This is a genomic window from Paraburkholderia sp. BR14312, assembly GCF_040948675.1.
Taxonomy (GTDB): Bacteria; Pseudomonadota; Gammaproteobacteria; order Burkholderiales; family Burkholderiaceae; genus Paraburkholderia; species Paraburkholderia nodosa_A.
In genome coordinates, this window is sequence record NZ_JBFPKI010000015.1 from 76,695 (window position 1) to 93,766 (window position 17,072).

Annotated in this window: 11 protein-coding genes; 8 read left to right on the forward strand and 3 right to left on the reverse strand. The window is 64.2% G+C overall.

Features of this window, described 5'->3' with window-relative positions:
• Positions 1-516: 516 nt before the first annotated feature.
• The 6 genes from AB3X98_RS34425 to AB3X98_RS34450 all read left to right on the forward strand — a co-directional run bounded on the left by AB3X98_RS34425 (position 517) and on the right by AB3X98_RS34450 (position 7,528).
• On the forward strand, positions 517-1,041 hold the full coding sequence (locus AB3X98_RS34425; protein WP_368604780.1) for an AAA family ATPase: 525 nt from the start codon (positions 517-519) through the stop codon (positions 1,039-1,041).
• 281 nt (positions 1,042-1,322) lie between these two features.
• On the forward strand, positions 1,323-2,411 hold the full coding sequence (locus AB3X98_RS34430; protein WP_368604781.1) for an asparaginase: 1,089 nt from the start codon (positions 1,323-1,325) through the stop codon (positions 2,409-2,411).
• Positions 2,412-2,719: 308 nt separating this feature from the next.
• Positions 2,720-4,081 (forward strand): MFS transporter, encoded by a 1,362-nt coding sequence (locus AB3X98_RS34435; RefSeq protein WP_368604835.1) that lies wholly within the window; start codon positions 2,720-2,722, stop codon positions 4,079-4,081.
• 76 nt (positions 4,082-4,157) lie between these two features.
• Complete coding sequence (locus tag AB3X98_RS34440) at positions 4,158-5,159, forward strand: LysR family transcriptional regulator (protein WP_368604782.1); 1,002 nt, start codon at positions 4,158-4,160, stop codon at positions 5,157-5,159.
• On the forward strand, positions 5,137-6,552 hold the full coding sequence (locus AB3X98_RS34445; RefSeq protein ID WP_368604783.1) for an aspartate ammonia-lyase: 1,416 nt from the start codon (positions 5,137-5,139) through the stop codon (positions 6,550-6,552). Before AB3X98_RS34440 ends, AB3X98_RS34445 begins: the two co-directional genes overlap by 23 nt.
• A gap of 190 nt (positions 6,553-6,742) precedes the next feature.
• Positions 6,743-7,528 carry a DUF899 domain-containing protein gene (locus AB3X98_RS34450; protein ID WP_368604784.1) on the forward strand — a complete coding sequence of 262 codons (786 nt, stop codon included), beginning with the start codon at positions 6,743-6,745 and terminating at the stop codon, positions 7,526-7,528.
• A gap of 37 nt (positions 7,529-7,565) precedes the next feature.
• Here the strand turns inward: AB3X98_RS34450 and AB3X98_RS34455 are convergent, their stop codons facing one another.
• Positions 7,566-10,880: an adenylate/guanylate cyclase domain-containing protein gene (locus AB3X98_RS34455; RefSeq protein ID WP_368604785.1), complete on the reverse strand. Its 3,315-nt coding sequence runs from the start codon at positions 10,878-10,880 to the stop codon at positions 7,566-7,568.
• Between the two features lie 187 nt (positions 10,881-11,067).
• Between AB3X98_RS34455 and AB3X98_RS34460 the strand changes: the two genes are divergently transcribed.
• Positions 11,068-13,296 (forward strand): SulP family inorganic anion transporter, encoded by a 2,229-nt coding sequence (locus AB3X98_RS34460; RefSeq protein WP_368604786.1) that lies wholly within the window; start codon positions 11,068-11,070, stop codon positions 13,294-13,296.
• A gap of 17 nt (positions 13,297-13,313) precedes the next feature.
• Here AB3X98_RS34460 and AB3X98_RS34465 read toward each other — a convergent pair whose 3' ends face one another.
• Complete coding sequence (locus AB3X98_RS34465; protein ID WP_368604787.1) at positions 13,314-14,675, reverse strand: MFS transporter; 1,362 nt, start codon at positions 14,673-14,675, stop codon at positions 13,314-13,316.
• Between the two features lie 484 nt (positions 14,676-15,159).
• On the reverse strand, positions 15,160-15,702 hold the full coding sequence (locus AB3X98_RS34470) for a hypothetical protein (protein ID WP_069262016.1): 543 nt from the start codon (positions 15,700-15,702) through the stop codon (positions 15,160-15,162).
• Between the two features lie 327 nt (positions 15,703-16,029).
• Between AB3X98_RS34470 and AB3X98_RS34475 the strand changes: the two genes are divergently transcribed.
• Positions 16,030-17,061, forward strand: a complete 1,032-nt coding sequence (locus AB3X98_RS34475; RefSeq protein WP_368604788.1) for an alpha/beta fold hydrolase — start codon at positions 16,030-16,032, stop codon at positions 17,059-17,061.
• The last annotated feature ends 11 nt before the right edge of the window (positions 17,062-17,072 follow it).

Here is a 17,072-nt window from a genome sequence, read left to right on the forward strand (position 1 = left end):
AGATGTATTCATCAGCGCAGGAGCACATCATGACGTCGAATCCATCCAGTGAGCCGACCGGCACCCCCCTCAACCCCGCGCCAACCTCCGCCGGCACAACGCGGCAGCCCGATCCAAAGGGCCTGAAAAATCCGGCCCCGGACGACCTTCCTGACGCCGACGCGGCAGAGCCCGAGCCTCACGAGCATCTCCCGTCCAGAAGCGACGACAACTGATTCAACACCTCAGGTACCGACACTTCGAAAGCGGGCCGGGAGCGATGGCACTGTCCCGACAGACTCCGGCCCCTCGCTTGCTCGGCCTCTCAACGACCGCTCGCAAGGTATTACCTCCGCGTCACGGATAGTCCTGACTCTGTCTGCAAATTGTCGGGGCCCACGGCCGCGGGTGTGCCGCACGACGACCGTCACGCCTGAGCTGCGGCGGGCAGCGGAGATCCGCCAGGAGCGGACACTGGAAGTCGCGACAGAAATCCTGCGACAATCAGCCAATATTCGAATATTGAGAGCGTCGAAAATGCTGATTGCCTTCGGGGGACTACCGGGCACCGGAAAAACAACCATAGCGCAAACACTTGCTCGCAAACTGGCCGCGGTCTATCTGCGCATCGATACGTTGGAACAGGCATTCATCGAGGCCGCGGGCGCAGCGGCGGATATCGGACCTGCCGGATATCTGGCCGGATATGGAGTTGCGAAAGATAATTTGCGCCTTGGTTTGACCGTCGTCGCCGACTCGGTCAACGCGTTGCATATGACGCGCAGCGCCTGGCGAAGTGTCGCGCTCGAAGCCGGTGTTCAAATCTTCGAGATTGAGTTGGTTTGTTCTGATACGACGGCGCACCGTTTGAGGGTCGAGGGACGGCGAGCCGATATTCCGGGCCACAAGCTGCCGACGTGGAAGAGCGTGCTTGAACGCCAATATGAAGCATGGGAATCTGAGCATCTCGTTGTCGACACAGCTAACGTTTCTGTCGAGCAGGCCGTCGACGCCATCATCCACCGCCTTTCGATGTCATCTCCAGAGGGGCGATTGCTTTAGCGTTCGAGAAAATACATTTCTCCTGGACATCAGGGGATCGCACGAGGGCTTCAAAGACCGCTTGGGCGCAACGCAGCTGTTTTTTGTGCGTCGAGACTACGCATGCGCGAGCAGCGCGGGGAATGCGCACACCTTCATCTTCCGTGCACCGCACTATCAGTTTCCTTAATGATAGCCCGTGCCTGATTTGATTTCCTGAATGTGTCACTACACTCGTCTTCAGCGATACGCCAATCTCGATGGCGATCCAGAGTTTCACTCTTCCAATCTGGAGACATCCCGTGAAACACAACCGCGCTCATATGAGCAACGACTTAGGCCGGCTTCTAGCCGGGCTTGCACTCTGCCTGTTCTCAGTGGCCCCGGCCATGGCGCAATCCACATCCCCCGATAAACTGCCCCACGTAGCGGTGCTGGCAACCGGCGGCACGATCGCAGGTACCGCGGGCAGCGAGACGCAGACGACGGGCTACAAGCCCGGCGTCCTGACGGCCGATGCGCTTCTCAAATCAGTCCCGTCACTGGGCAAGATTTCACAGGTGTCCGGCGAACAGATTTCGAATGTCGGGAGTGAGAACATCACCAACGATATCCTCCTGAAACTGGCGAAGCGCGTGAATCAGCTTCTCGCTCAGCCGGACATCGCAGGTGTCGTGGTGACTCACGGCACCGATACCCTCGAGGAAACGGCCTATTTTCTCGATCTCGTCGTCAAGAGCGACAAGCCCGTGGTAGTCACCGGATCGATGCGTCCGTCGACGGCCATCAGCGCCGATGGTCCGAGCAACCTCCTGCAGGCAGTCACGGTTGCGGCCTCGCCGGAGGCGCGTGGCCACGGCGTCATGATCGTGCTGAACGACCGGATCGGCTCGGCTCGCTACACCACGAAGACCAACGGCACGACACCGGATACGTTCAAGGGAAACGACGCCGGCTACCTGGGCACGCTGGTGGACGAGGTTCCTCACTTCGAAACGTCCGTGCTGAAACGCAATACCACTGCAACGCCATTTGACGTGTCGAAGCTCGATTCTCTGCCGGAAGTCGATATTGTCTACGGCTATCAGAATGACGGCGGCTACATCTACGACGCCGCAGTCGCGCACGGAGCAAAGGGCATCGTCGTCGCAGGCGTTGGAGCAGGCAGCGAATCGCTTCTCACTCTTCCGTCCATCAAGAAGGCGATCGCCCAGGGGGTGATTGTGGTCCGCTCTTCCCGCACAGGGGGCGGCTTCATACCGGAAGATCCGGCCTATGTGGGTCTTCTCGGTGACGATCTGAACCCCCAAAAGGCCCGCATTCTGCTGATGCTCGCGCTGACGACGACCAAAGATCCGGCGAGTATCCAGGCAATGCTCCACGAGTTTTGAATCGCTTTTGCCGGCTCAGGGCCGGTGAAGATGATTCGTTCAGGCGCGACGGTGCTGCCAAAGCACACCGCCGCGCCGCATGTCGTTCCGTGAGGCCCGAAGCCGGCCCCGGTTCGAGCCTCGACCGGTTGGCGTACGTTGAACTGCTCCACTTCAACCTCCGCGTGACATAGTATTAGAGTTGCTGATACTGACACCGGATATGCTGTTTTCTTGAATCCGAGTCCCTACACTGGTTTCAGAAGGCGCAGGCAGGCGCCTCGCTGACAACCAGAGTCCAGGAGACGAAAGTGAGCAAGCCGATATTGATGGAGGACGTTCCGCTGCGCGGTTTCCACTTGCGCGTGGCGTTCAGCGGCACAGGCGGACAGTTCAGCGACGGTTTCGTGCTGGGCATCATCGGCATCGCGGTGAGCATGGCGGCGGGAGCTCTGCACCTGAACGCGCTCTGGATGGGCGCACTCGGTGCGGCGTCCCTTGCCGGCTTGTTTTTTGGCAGCATGTTTGCCGGGCCCGTGGCGGACAGATATGGCCGGCGCACCATTTTCGCCTTCGACATGCTGCTGTTTGCGGCGATTTCTGCAGCGCAATTCTTTGTGACGTCGCCGACCCAGCTGCTGGTGTTGCGCGTGCTGCTTGGTTTCATTCTCGGCGCCGACTACGTCGTAAGCAAATCGCTCGTCACGGAGTTTTCCCCACGCCGCTATCGCGGCCGTCTCCTGAGTGTGCTCGCAGCAGCCTGGGCAGCGGGTTACGTCTGCGCGTATCTCGCGGGCTTTGCCATTCGCGATATCGGCCCCGACGCCTGGCGGATCATGCTGGCCGCGAGTGGACTGCCGGCACTGCTCATTCTCCCGTTCCGGCTCGGCGTACCCGAGTCGCCCATGTGGCTGATGAAGCGCGGCCGGAAGGACGAGGCACTGAAGATCATCCGTGCAAAGTTCGGTCCGGACACTATTCTGCCCGCACCGACAGCCGCGCCCGAGCAACGTCGTGGTGCGTGGTCGGAACTGTTCTCGGCCCGTTGGAGAAAGAACACCCTGGTCGGCTGCGTTTTCTACACGTGCCAGGTCATTCCATACTTTGCGCTCGGTACCTTTTCGCCGAAGGTACTGCAAGCCTTGCAGGTCAAGGACGGCTTTGTCGGCGGACTCGTTTATAACGTGCTGCTGTTCGCCGGAGCAATCTTTGGATTGCTAATCGTCGACAGACTCTCGCGCCGCGCGTTTCTCATTGGTAGCTTCTATCTCGCAGCGATCGGACTGGCGGTGCTCGCCTACGCCGGATTCGGTCCGCTCGGCACAATCCTCGCATTTGGCATTTTCGCCTGTATTCTCTCGGCCGCCGCGAACCTCGAATTCGTCTATCCGCCAGAGCTTTTCCCGACCCACCTGCGCGCGTCAGGCGTCGGGCTGGCCGTTGCCTCCAGCCGGTTCGGTTCCGCGATCAGTACGTTTCTCCTGCCCGTGGCCGTGCAACAGGTTGGCATTCACGCAGCGCTCGGCGTGTGCGTGGCCGTATTGGTGTTCGGCGGCGTGTTCTGTCATTTGTTCGCACCGGAAACCGGCAAAGAGAGTCTTTCGGATATGGGTTCTGGTCAGGGCAGCAACGAGCCGGCGGTGGACGGCGCACCGAACGTGAGCCTGCATACAGCGGGACATCGCCACTGAAGGCCTGGCGTGTGACGCTCCCACGTTGGCGCACTCGTGGCAACGTCTGCTGACAGTAACTATGGGAGAGTCCATCGTGTCGCTCAACAAGCCGATCGATATGTATGCGGTGCAGGTCTTCGTCGCAGTGGCGGAGGAGGGCAGCATGTCCGGGGCGGCCGCACGCATGGGCGTCTCCCAATCGGGTGTCTCGCAGATCGTCCGCCAGCTGGAGGACGAACTGGGGGTCGTGCTGGTCAATCGCACGACCCGTCCGCTCGCGTTGACGCCATACGGCATCGCATTGAGGAACCGCGGAGCGGTACTCAGCGAGGAGATCGCCAATCTGAAGGCCCAGGTCGTCGAAGCGGGGCGCGGCATCAAGCCTGATCTTCGCATCGGATTTGTCGACTCGTTCGCGGCTACCTGCGGCTCGGCTCTTACGAAGCGGCTGCTGGAGAAGGTATCGCAACTGTCGATCCGTACGGGATTGAGCCCGCAGCAAGGCGAGGCGCTGCTGCGGCGCGACCTGGATCTCATCGTCACGAGCGACGCGTTGATCGACGCCAATGACGTAGTGCGCTTCCGGCTCCTCTCCGAGAAGTACTTTGTCATCACGCCGCGGGATTTCCGCAAGTCGGTCCGCACCGTGGAGGACATCCGGGCCCTGGCGGACGCATTGCCCATCGTGCGCTTTAACCGCAAATCGCAGGTCGGCATGCAGATCGAGCGCTATCTGCGTCGAATTGAAGTGCGTACGCCGACGAGGCTCGAGCTCGACAACGCCGACGCGCTGACATCGATGGTGGCCGAAGGCATCGGCTGGGCCGTGACCTCGCCGATGTGTCTGCTTCAGGGTGCGGCTTACGCGGATGGCGTGACTCGCCACGTTGTCGACAGCCTGGGCCTCGAACGGTCGCTGTATCTGGTAGCGCGGCGCGACGAATACAGCGCGTTTTTCGAAGATGCATGCGACACGGCGTCCGAAGTAATCAAAACATCGTTCCTCCCGCGAGTGAAAAAGGCTCTCGGTCAGGAAATTGAACAGCTGATTGATATTGGAAACAGGAACTCAAATGAACAGTCAAGCCAAAGCTGAAACGCGTACCGAACGCGATTACGTTGGTGAAGTCGAAATTCCGGTCGAGAAATTGTATGGCGTCAACTCGGTGAGGGGCGTCGACAATCTGACGGTTTCTCCTCTCAGCATTGCTCACTACCCGGCGTTCGCGGTGGCTTTCGCGCAGTGCAAATGGGCGGCCGCGCTCGCGAACCGGGACACCGATGTCATCACGCCGGAACAATGCGACGCAATCAGCCGTGCGTGTCAGGAAATCATCGAAGGCAAGTTTCGTGACTCACTGATCGTCGATCTGCTCGAGGGCTCGGGTGGAACGTCGACGAACATGAACTTCAACGAGGTGATCGCCAATCGGGCGCAGCAGCTTTTGGGTCACGCGCCGGGCTCATACGACGTGATCCATCCCAACGATCATGTCAACCGCTCGCAGTCCACGAACGACGTGTATCCCGCTGCGCTGAAGATTGCGACCTACGCAATGCTCGGACCGCTCATTGCGGAAGTGGAAAAACTGGCTGCGCAGTTCGATCAGAAGGCTATCGAGTTTGCCGACGTCCTTCACCTCGGCCGTACCTGTCTGCAGGATGCGCAGCCGATGCGTCTCGGTCAGCTTTTCGGCGGTTACGCGTCGCTCACACGACGTCTCGCGGAAGAACTGATGGCGGTTCGCGACAAGCTGCGTACGCTGCCGCTCGGTGGTACGGCTATCGGTACGGGATTTGGTGCACCGGCCGGGTATCGAACTGCGGTCTACCGGCACCTCGCGGATATCGCAGGCGTCGACTATGTCGCGCCGGCAAACTCGTTCGACGCGATGCAGAACATGGACGTGTTCTCGCGCGTTTCGGGTGAGCTTCGCACCTGTGCGGCGTCCATTGCGAAAATTGCATCGGACCTGACGGTGCTCTCCTCCGGTCCCGTGGGCGGAATTGGGGAGTTGCGCTTGCCGGAGGCGCAGGCCGGCTCGTCGATCATGCCGGGCAAGGTGAATCCTGTGCTGCCGATGGCGATGATCCAGTTGAGCTTTGCCGTTATCGGCAATGATGTCGCAGTGGCTCAGGCGGTTCAGTATGGAGAACTGGAAATCAATCACTTCGAGCCCGTAGTGGCCTCCCGTGTGTTCGACAGCATCATGCTGCTGACCGACGGCATCGAGAGATTCACGCAGAAGTGTATCGCCGGCATCACCGCCGACAGTGCATGCAATGAGCGACACCTGATGGACTCGATGGCTGTGGCCACAGCGCTCGTGCCGAAGCTTGGATATGCTCGTGTCAGCAAGCTGGCGCGACAGTCGGTTGCGCAAGGTCGGCCACTCGTGCAGATTCTCGACGAATCCGGGCTGCTTTCGCGCGACGATACCCTGTCGCTGATCGATACGGCCTCGTACCCGGTATTCGAGCCGAGGTAATCGACCCTGGATTGAGGCAACCTGGACCCGGCCCGGCGACCGCACTCAGCACGCCCTCGAAATACCGCCACACTTGTTACTCCCAACCTCCGATTCCCGGTAGCAAACTACTCACGTCACCCAATGAGCGACGCGTAGCGGACGCAATCGCGCCGCAGGAATTTGCCCTATTCAGGAGGTCGCAAAAGCCATGAGTTCATCAGCCGAAAACGGAAGGAAAGGCGGCCAGCCCGCCATGGCCACTCCACCGGTCGTCTCATCGCAAGCGTGGGAAGCAGCGCGCCAGCAGTTGTTAGTAAAGGAAAAGGCGCTGACCCGGGCTCGAGACGCCCTGGCCGCCGAGCGCCGGCGAATGCCCTGGATGGCGGTGGAGAAGGCCTACGCATTCGAAGGTCCCGCGGGCAAGCTCAGTCTGCTGGATCTGTTCGACGGCCGGCGTCAACTGATCGTCTACCGCGCTTTCTTCGAACCGGGCGTGTTCGGGTGGCCCGAGCATGCCTGCCGGGGCTGCTCGATGGTGGCGGATCAGGTCGCCCACGTCGCTCACCTGAACGCCCGCGACACGACGCTCGTCTTCGTCTCGCGTGCGCCTCAGGCCGACATCGCGCGACTGAAGGCGCACATGGGCTGGCAGATGCCATGGTTCACCATTACGGATAGCTTCGACGCCGACTTCGGTGTCGACGAGTGGCACGGCACGAACGTGTTCTACCGCGATGGCGAGCGCGTATTGCGTACGTACTTCATCAACAATCGCGGCGATGAACAGATGGGGGGCACCTGGAACTACCTCGACATGACGCCGCTGGGTCGCCAGGAGCTCTGGGAGGACTCGCCCGAGGGCTATCCCCAGACCCCAACCTACAAGTGGTGGAACTGGCACGACAGCTACACCGCAGACGCGCCGCCCGACAAGAAGTGGGTCGAGGTATCGGATGCAGGCGAGGCTGCGTTCCGCAAAGAGCACAAGGAATGAACGCCCTGGGCGAAGCGTGTTCGGCCGGATGCATGCCTCAAGCAGCAAGCGCTGCATCGACGGCAGCCAGGTATTGCTGGAAGCCGGTCTGCAGCAGCACGGTGCGCACGCGCGCGAGCTCGCCTCGCGCGCCATCGTCGGCGGGTGCCTGCAGGACGCGCGCTAGCGCGCGTGCGCGTGCCGCGAACAGCTCGGCCCAGGGCAGCGGTTCGTGCCGCGTGTAGTCCTCCAATGCGCTCGCGTAGCGCAGCACGCCGGCCGGATCGCGGGCCGCCAGCATCGCCTCGATCGCGTCGCGGTAGAACCAGAGATGGTTGTGGCCGACCGTGCCGAGGCGCAGCAGGTCCGCGCCTTCTGCGAGCAGGCGCGTGCGCTCGTCATGCTCGTCGACCGCGCGGGCGAGGGCGCTCAGATTCTTCGGCGCGGAGAATTGCGTGCCGACCTCGCGCGAGATCGCAAGCGCCTCGCGCAGCGCATCGACGGCTTCGCCGCGGCGTCCATCGGCGAGCCAGACACGTCCCTGCATTTCCAGGTTCTGCGCTTCGAACCGGCGCGCGCCCAATTGCCGGATCACGCGCTTTTCCTGCTCCAGATGGACCTGCGTAGCCGGCATATCGCCTAGCTCGTAGCAGGCGAACACGCCGAGCGTCTCGCCCAGCAATTGCGCGCGCGGCTGCCCGATCAACGCGGCGGCGCGCACGGCGGCAACGGCGTCTTCGCGCGCCTGCCGCGGCTCGTTCAGGTAGATGCGGCTGAAGCCCTGCATCGACAGATTGGCGACTTCGATCCGGCCGCACCCGTGCTCGCGGCTCAACGCCACGCAATCGCTGAAATGGCGGAACGCGGTCCGCATCCGCCCTTGCGCGTAGGCGGCATCGGCGAGGCCGCCGAGCGCGCGGGCCTCGGCCTCCGGCAGGCCGAGGCGCCGCGCATAGTCGAGCCCGCGCTCGTGTTCGGTGCTGCAGGCATCGATCTTGCCGAGCGGAAAGTAGATGTTGCCGCGCAGATAGTGAAGGCTCGCGAGTTCGGCCACCCGGTCATCGCGCTCCGCGATCCGCTGCGCAGCCTCGATCAGGTCCAGCGCTTCGTCGAGGCCTTCGCTCACACGCAGGCCTTCGGCGAGTCCTAGCTGGCAGCGGCACAGACTGGCGTCGTCGGGGGCGGCTGCGAGCGCCGCGCGCCAGGTCGCGATCGATCCCGCGATGTCGCCGAGGTCGCGCTGCAGTTCGCCCTTGCAGCAGCTCAGGCTGTGGCGGTCCGTCTCGCTCTGGGCAATCTCGAGGCCCCGCTCGGCGAGGCGCAGCGCGGCCTCGAGCAGGTGCGCCGTGCGCTGCGCGAGCGCGGCGGCCAGGTAGGCTTGCGGCGCGCGTTCGTCCTCGGCGCGGTCGAGATGCTGGGCGTGCAGCGTGGGGTCGCCGTGCGCGAACCAGTCGGCCGCGCAGCGGTGCAACTCGCGCCGGCGCGCACGCAGCAGCGTCGAATAGGCGCTCTCCTGGATCAGCGCGTGGGCGAACAGAAACTCTTCGCCCTCCGGCAGCACGAGCGCATTGGCGAGCAGGCCGTCGCAGACGTAGCCGGGGTCGTCGATGAGCCGTCGCAACAACGCGATGCCGAACCGCTGCCCGATCACGGCAGCCGCCTGGAACGCCAGACGGTCGCGCGGCGCGAGCCGGTCCATCCGCGCGAGCACGAGGCTGCGGATCGAACCTGGCACGGCGTTGCCGCTGCCTTCCTCGGCGTTGCGCAAGAGCTGCTCGAGGAACAGCGGGTTGCCGCCCGCGCGCTCGATGCAGGCGAGCGCGACCCGTTGCGTCGCGTCGATGAAGTTGCCTGCGAGGCTCAGTGCTTCGTCCTGGCGCAGGGGCCCGAGGTCGATCGTCGCGAACGGGATGTCGCGGCAGCGCGCGCGCCACGCCGCATCGATCGGGTCGCCTTCCACGCGCGAGGTCGTCACGAGCAGGCCCGGGCCGTTCGCGATGCCCGAGGCGAAGGCCGAGAGATAGTCGAGCATTTCGGGCTCGGCCCAATGGAGGTCTTCTACGACGATCAGCGTGGCGGCCCGCCTGCAGGCGTCGCCGGTCAGTCTCGCGGCGAGCGCCTGCTTGCCGCGCTTGCGCGCGCCGTGGTCCATGGCGTCGTAGACGGTTCGCCATTCGTCCGCGAGCGGCAGGTCGAGAAGGTCGTGGAGGAACGCATGCTGCCCGGCCTCGAGGCTGCCTTCAGCGGCGAACCGCGCGGCGGCGGCGCGCCGCGCGTCGCTCGATGCGCCGGCCGGCAGACCGAACAGACTGCCGGCGATCGTGTGCACGGGATCCTGCCCCTTGCCCACGCCGAAATCGAGCACGAGGCCCCGATGGATCTCGAAGCCCTGCGACTGCGCATGGCGGCGCATCTCGTCGACGAGACGCGTCTTGCCGATGCCCGCTTCGCCGCGCACATGGACGATGTGGCCGGCCCGCCTCGCGACGCACGCGCGGACGATACCGTGAAACTGCTCGAGCTCGGCCTCGCGTCCGACGAAAAGGCTCTGACCCGTCTTCGCCGATTCGCTCGCCGGGTCGCTCGAAATCGCGCGCAGCCGCCATGCGCGCACCGGCGTGTCGATGCCCTTGAAGCACTGCTCGCCGAGCGCGTCGCAGACGGCGGCGTCGCCAAGCGCGCGCGCCACGTCATCGGAGAGCCAGGTCTCGCCGGCCGCCGCTGCGACCTGCAGGCGCGCGGCCAGGTTCACCGGACTGCCGGTGACGGTGTAGTCGCGCGCGTCGACGCAGCCGAGCGCGCCGGCGACGACTTCGCCGCTCGCGATGCCGATATGGGCCTGCAACGTGCGTGCCGCCTCCAGGCTCAATGGCGTCAGCGCCTCATGGATCTCGAGCGCCGCGCGCGCGGCGCGCAGCGTGTCCGTCTCGTGCGCGCGCGGCGCGCCGAACAGCGCCATCACCGCGTCGCCGATATGCCTGTCCGTCGTGCCGCCCCAGGCGAGCACGATGCCGTCGACGAGCGCCGTGAAGCGGCCGATCAGCGCGCGCACCTCCTCGGGATCGAGCGTACGCGAAAGCGCGGTGAAGCCGCAGAGATCGGCAAACAGGACGGTGACCTGCCGGCGTTCGTCCGCGGGGATCTCCAGCGCGTGGGGGGCGACCGCCGTTTGCGCCACGGGCAAAGCCGCGGCTGGCGGCTTCGGCGCGGCGGCAGCGAGGATGCGCTTGCGGTGGCCGAGCGACTGCACGCCGAGTTCCCGCAGATCCGCGTCGGTCAGCTGCGCGAGCAGCGAGAGATCGATATCGTTAGCCGCGAACGCTTGCGCGTACTGCTCGAGTCCCAGGGCGTGCAGCCATTGCTCAATATCCATGTTCGCCGCCTGGATGCGGTGCCGGTTGCCTGATGCGAACCGCCCCGAGCCCGTCGGGGGATCGTGCCGGTGAATTTCCAGTGTAGGCGCGCGCAACGGGCTGCGTACGGCGTTTGACAGGCTTTCCGGCGCGGACGGATACTGGATCGCTCCCCATCGCGCCTCGCGCATTCCACCGGGAATTCACGTGAAGCCGGGCAAGACCGTTACTGTCGCCGACGTCCCGCCGCGCTCGCGCATCGCGGCGCTGCCCGGCGATCTGGCGGCCGGCGCGGTATCGGCGCTCGTCATGCTGTGCTACGCGATGAGCCTCGGCACGCTGATCTTCAGCGCCGATCTCGCCCGCTACGCCATGCTCGGCGTGCCCACCGCGCTCGTCAGCTGTGTCGTCACCGCGCTCGTGATCGCCTTGACGAGTTCGATGCGCCTGAACATCGGCGGCCCCGACAGCAACGCGGCGGCGTTTCTTGCGGGCGTGGCGGCAGGCGTCGCGAGCAGCGTGCGCGCGGACGGCGGTTCGCCGCAAACGCTGCTGCTCACCGTGCTGATCGCCATCGCGCTCTGTTCGCTCGTGACCGGCGTCGTGCTCTACGCAATCGGGTCGTCGAAACGCAGCCGCTCGCTGCAGTTCCTGCCTTACCCGGTCCTCGGCGGTTTCCTCGCCGGCACGGGCTATCTGCTGCTCGCCGGCGCGTTTCGCGTCATGACGGGCGAGTCGCTGCAATGGCGCACGCTCGCGTTGCTGACGCATCTCCACTGGCTCGCATGGTTGCCCGCGCTCGTCGTCGGCGTGCTGGCGACGATCCTGATGCGCAGCTGGAAGCACGTTGCCGCGCTGCCGCTCACGCTGGCCTTCGGCATCGTGCTCTTCTACGTTTTGCTGCGTGCCGCGGGCCTGTCGATCGACGACGCGCGCGCCATGGGCCTGCTGCTGCCGCGCGCGGCGCTGCGGCTCACCGGGCTACCGGAGCTGCACCTGCGCGCGCAGCTCGGGCAGGGCGGCATCGACTGGACGGCGATCGCCGCACACCTTCCGGAGAGCATCGTGGTCACCTCGGTTTCGGCCGTCACGATCCTGATGAATTCGACGGCGATCGGCGCGGCGACGGGCGAGGAAGTCGACCTCAATCGCGAGCTGCGGGCCGCGGGCCTCGCCAATCTCGCGAGCGGTCTGTTGGGAGGCATGGTCGGTTATCAGTCGTTCAATCGCTCGATGCTCAACGCGCGCGTGGGCGCGACGAGCCGGCTGGCGGGCGTGTTCGCCTCGCTCGCATGCCTCGTCGTGCTGGCCGCGTCGCCCGGTTTTGTCGCGCTCTTTCCCGTGCCGGTGCTCGTCGGCCTCCAGCTTTTCATGGGGCTGCGCCTCATCGTGCAGTGGGTGGTCGGCGCCTGGGCGAAGCTCGCCTGGTACGAGTATCTGCTCGTGCCCGTCATTCTCTGCACGATCGCGGGCTGGGGCGTGCTCATCGGCGTGGGCGCGGGCGTGATTGCCGCGTGCGTGATGTTCACGCTGCTCTACGGCCGCGTGAGCTGCATTCGCATGGCGTTCGACCTGCGCACCCGGACCTCGAATGTCGAGCGCAACATCGAGGAGACCGAAGCGTTGCGCGGGCTCGGCGCGCAGGTGTGCGGCATGTGCCTGCAAGGGTTTCTCTTTTTCGGCACGGCCAATTCGATCCTCCAGCGCATACGGGAGCGCCTCGCCGCGCGCACTCCGGTGCGGGTTCGATTCGTTGTACTTGATTTCGCGGCGACCCAGGGCATCGACGCGTCGGTGTCGATCAGCTTCGTCAAGCTGCGGCAGCTCTGCGCGGCGACGGACGCGGACCTGATCCTGACCGCGCTGCCGTCGCGCTCGCGCGATCTGCTGACGAAAACCGGCACGCTCAATCTGCGTATTCGCGAATTCGACACGCTCGATGCGGGCCTGGAATGGGTCGAAGACCAGCTGCTCGCGTCGAGCGCGCTCGCGCCGAAACCCGGTGACGACCTCAATTCACTGCTCGCGCCGCATTTCACGGCGAGCGCGCTGAACACGCTCTCCACGCGGCTCGAAGTGCAGGATCTGCAGGCGGGCCAGGCGCTGTTTCTTCGCGGGGACCCGGGCGACGCGCTGTACCTCATCGAGCGCGGGCGGCTCGCCGTTTCGCTGCCGCTCGGATGCGGGCGGTCGGTGCGGGTGCGCGCCTGCCTGCCGGGCACGGTCATCGGGGAAATGGCCGTATACACGCAGCAACCGCGCAGCGCGGACGTGTACGCCGAGGCGCCGACGCGGGTGCGCAGGCTGTCGCTGGCGGCGCTCGTCGCGCTCGAGCGGGACGACCCCGTGGCCGCCCAGCAGTTTCATCGCTTTCTGGTGAAGGTCATTGCGTCGCGCCTTGCCTTGGCCACGGAGGCCCTGCGTGCGGCCTACTGAGCAGCGGAGGGGTCACGTCAGACCGAATTGTGCGGTGCGTCTTGCAGACCTTGCGCCGCAACGCGTTCCGTCACACCTTCATGCGGGGGATCGTCGAGCGAAATCCGCGACGTTTCCGGCAAGGACAACCCGCCAACCAGTGCCAGCAGCGAGACGGCGATGAGGTAGTAAGCGGGCGAGATGCTGTTACCCGTCGACTCGATCAGCCAGGTGGCGACAAGCGGCGCCGTGCCGCCAAAGATCGTGTAGGCCAGGTTGTAGGTGATCGCCGAAGCGGTGTAACGGGTGCGGGTCGGAAAGATTTCGGAGAGCAGTGCCGCCGTGACCACACCCGACAGGACCGCGCCGAGCGCAAGCATGCATGCGCCAGCAATCGCGGAACGAAAATCCCCTGAGCCTCCCAGTGAAAAAGAGGGGTACACCGCCGCGATCAGGATGGCGCATGCCGTGAAGACCGTTTTTCGTCTTCCCACGGCATCGGAGTAGAGGCCGGCGAGCGGGCAGATGGCCGCGGCGAAGACGAGTGCGAAGACCGTGACCAATAACGCGTTGGCCCGGCTCAGATGACCGACGACCTGCAGATACGTCGCGAAATAGGTCGTGAACGTATAGAAGGAGAGCGCAGTCACGGACACGAAGGCACCCAGGCGCACGATCGCGCCTGCCTGGGTCTTTAGCGTTTCGCGCAGCGGGGCATGAGCGAGGTCGTGATCGTGCTCGACTGCGGCAAACGATGGCGTTTCACCGAGGCGCGTGCGCAGATACAGTCCAACCAGACCGATAGGCGCCGCGGCGATGAACGGGATTCTCCAGCCCCAATTGCTCATCGCCTCTGGCGACAGCACGGCGTCCAGTCCCGACGCCACGACTGCGGCGCTCGCGAACGACAGGAACGTGGAGACCGGAAGAAAGCTCCCGTATCGCGCGCGCTGGTGCTTAGGCGCATGTTCCATCAGATACGCGCAGGCGCCGGCGTATTCGCCGCCGGCGGAAAAACCTTGCACGCAGCGCACGATTGCGAGCAGCAAGGGGGCGAGCATGCCGACCGATGCGTAGGTCGGCAGGAAGCCGATGACCGTTGTTGCCCCTGCCATGATCAAGATGGTCAGGGCGAGCGTTTTCTTGCGGCCCACCCGGTCTCCCACCACGCCGAAGAAGACCCCGCCGAGCGGTCTGAATGCAAAGGCGACGGCGAACACCGCGAAGGTCTTCATCAACGCGATCGCCGGGTCGCCATTCGGAAAGAACTGGCGAGTCAGCAGGGTCGCCAGAAATCCATAAACGGCAAAGTCGAACCATTCGACGAAATTGCCAACCGCAGCGGCAACGATCACCTTGCGAAGCGTCTTTGGGTCCACTTTGGGCTGATACGCTTTCATGATCTGGCCGTCCCTTGTGCGTTGAATAAGACGTGCGTATCACCCCGAATGGTGAAGCCATGGGAGGCGAGCGGTTTTAACGCTGAAGTCGCACGGTAATGATTTGCACAGTTAATGCGACCAGAAATGTCGCTCCTAGAACGAAGCCGACAGGGTGACGCGCTGGAAGCGACATCGGACTGGTGCTGTCGCGGGAGGGCAAGACAACGTCGTTTTTCGAATGGTTTGGTTCTTCGGCGGCGGAAAAGTCAGATTTCATTCACCAACCGGTCTCGCCATTGTCGCCGCATCAGTTCGGCGTGAATCTCACTTATCGCGAACTGGACGGGTACTCCGCGCGCCTTGAAAGGCGATCCTGTCGCCGAAGCGCGCGACGGCCTGTTCCAGCAGGGCTGCCATCGAGGGGTAGTCGTCGAGGTCGACGTCGGCCGCAACGCCAGCAGGATATTGCGAAAGCCAGGGCAAGTTTGACATTGGGATATGGCTATTCGACGGGAGCCGGCTGAACGTTGATTTCCAGCGGTTCGCCAGGCATTTGCGACGCGGGCGCGGCGTCTTCTTCCGGCGTCGGCTGGGCGGTCTGAACGGCGGGCGGCGGGACGCCCTTGCCAACAACGGGCGCGTCTGAAACCGGCACGGGCGCTCGGGGCTCCGCGCTATGGGCCGCGGTCATGCCCGTGCCGACGTTCGAGCCCGTGCTGTTGGCGCCCTTGAGAAGACCGTGCGAATCGAACAGAAACACGGCCGCCGACGAGTGTGTGTCGGCGCCGGCGACCAGCGAGCCGATGAAGGGGATATAGCTTTCCGGGTGCGGACGCGACGTCACGTAGGTGTAGACGAGCAGCGTCGAGCCGTCGTCCAACGCGGTCTCGACCGACGCCGGGCCGAGCGCGACGATCACGTCCTGCAGCGTCGTCACACCGTGCCTGAAGTTCGCCATCTGTTCGGGCCTGACCTCGACGCCGGCCGTCACGCAGCCGGCGAGTAGTGCGCCGCACAGCAGCCCAGTGACCACTTCGCGCTTCATGTCGCCTCCCCCCTGAAAGGAATTCTAGGACGAAGAAGACTGGCCGGTTGACGTAAAGAGCGTCTGCGTTTCGCCGCCGTACGGCCCCCGGAGGTCGTCGACATGACCGGTGCGCTAATCGACGCCTGCACGTCGATTTCGTGCGGTGCGTCGACATGGACACGCCGGTTACCTGAGCGTCATTGCGTGGGGGGAGGGCCGCACGGCACGCGTCGATCCTTGATATCCGGCTCACGCTCAAAACGACTGATGTGGTTGAAGCATTGCGGTACTGCATTCACAATGACCGCCAGGCGCTTTCCCACCGCGTGAGACGAGGTCGACTCCATGATGAACGGGTTCCAGGAGAAGTTCGCGTACGTCAACGGCATCCGCATGCACTACGTCGAAAGAGGCACGGGCCCGCTCGTGCTGCTTTGCCACGGCTGGCCGGAGTCCTGGTACGTGTGGCGCTGGCAGATCGATGCGCTGGCGGCTGCGGGCTATCGCGCGGTTGCGCCGGACCACCGCGGATATGGGCTCACCGACGCCCCGGAAGCGATCGAGGCTTACGACATTCTGAACCTGGTCGGCGACCTGGTTGGCCTCGTCAAGGCGCTCGGTGAAGAGCAGGCGATTCTGATCGGACATGACTGGGGCGCCGCTGTCGCTGCTTACGCAGCGTTGCTGCGCCCCGACCTGTTTCCCGTTCTCGGCCTGCTGAGCGTGCCTTACATGCCTCGACGTCCGGTGCGCCCATCGGTGCGCTTTGCGCAGATCACGCAGGAGTGTCACTTCTATCAGGACTATTTTCAGTTGCCGGGACGCATCGAGCGTGAACTGGAAGAAGATGTCCGTCGCTCGATGCTCGGCATTCTCTACTCGGCGTCGGGAGACCCGGTTGTGAAAGGACAGTCGGCCAATTTCGCGATCTTTCCCAAATCGACTCGACTCGTGGACAACCTCACGTTGCCCGACGAGCTTCCGCCATGGTTGACCGAAACGGATCTGCAATATTTCGTCGCTCAGTTCGAGCGCAGCGGGTTTCGCGGGCCAATCAACTGGTATCGGAATATCGACCGGAACTGGGCGCTCACCAGCTTTCTCGACGGCGCCCGGATCATGCAACCGACGCTCTTTCTCGCGGGAGAGCTGGACGGCGTCGTGAAAATGGCCGCGAAGGACTACGACGCGTTGGAGAGCAACGTTCCCAACCTATGGAAGAAGCATCTCATCGCGAAGGCGGGTCACTGGGTGCAACAAGAGCGTCCGGACGAGGTGAACGAATTCATCCTGAACTTCCTCGCCGGATCGGTTCACGCGCTGGCCGGCGGCGCAGCCGAAAGCCAGCCGAAAGCACCGGCTGGCAAGTTCCGGTAAGGCGAGGCGGA

Bases quoted from the DNA above. Each gene is read 5' to 3' on its own strand.
- AB3X98_RS34470 (WP_069262016.1), bottom strand. From the start codon at position 15,702: ATGAAGCGCGAAGTGGTCACTGGGCTGCTGTGCGGCGCACTACTCGCC.
- AB3X98_RS34435 (WP_368604835.1), top strand. From the start codon at position 2,720: ATGGAGGACGTTCCGCTGCGCGGTTTCCACTTGCGCGTGGCGTTCAGC.
- AB3X98_RS34465 (WP_368604787.1), bottom strand. From the start codon at position 14,675: ATGAAAGCGTATCAGCCCAAAGTGGACCCAAAGACGCTTCGCAAGGTG.
- AB3X98_RS34425 (WP_368604780.1), top strand. From the start codon at position 517: ATGCTGATTGCCTTCGGGGGACTACCGGGCACCGGAAAAACAACCATA.
- AB3X98_RS34450 (WP_368604784.1), top strand. From the start codon at position 6,743: ATGAGTTCATCAGCCGAAAACGGAAGGAAAGGCGGCCAGCCCGCCATG.
- AB3X98_RS34475 (WP_368604788.1), top strand. From the start codon at position 16,030: ATGATGAACGGGTTCCAGGAGAAGTTCGCGTACGTCAACGGCATCCGC.
- AB3X98_RS34445 (WP_368604783.1), top strand. From the start codon at position 5,137: ATGAACAGTCAAGCCAAAGCTGAAACGCGTACCGAACGCGATTACGTT.
- AB3X98_RS34455 (WP_368604785.1), bottom strand. From the start codon at position 10,880: ATGGATATTGAGCAATGGCTGCACGCCCTGGGACTCGAGCAGTACGCG.